The 275-nt window shown below is 49.1% G+C and carries 1 protein-coding gene; it reads right to left on the reverse strand.

The annotated features are described in order from the left end of the window. Positions 1-275, reverse strand: a 275-nt coding sequence (locus PPL9_RS32425; RefSeq protein WP_161831305.1) for a hypothetical protein, incomplete at both ends; no start/stop codon positions are given.

A 275-nucleotide genomic window follows, 5' to 3' on the forward strand; every position in this document is an offset into this window, starting at 1 on the left:
TCAACAGCAACTAACCGGCTTCCAAGATTTGCATAGGCGCCGGTGTAGCCGGCTCTCTTGATCCCGCAGCCCGCAGAAACAACCATCTGAGATTGCGTAAGAATTATACCGCGACCACCGTTACCATTTGCATCAATCAAGCATTCGAGGCGGGGCATAAATGCGTCTTTACCAACGAACAGATCCACGTCATCACCTAAAGCCGATGAAACAGGCACTTCATCATCTTCTGAAGCAATAACGAAGCCTCGAAAATCCCCTCCGTAATTCTTCGT

It is taken from the genome of Pseudovibrio sp. POLY-S9 (genome assembly GCF_001431305.1).
In the GTDB taxonomy this organism is placed as follows: domain Bacteria; phylum Pseudomonadota; class Alphaproteobacteria; order Rhizobiales; family Stappiaceae; genus Pseudovibrio.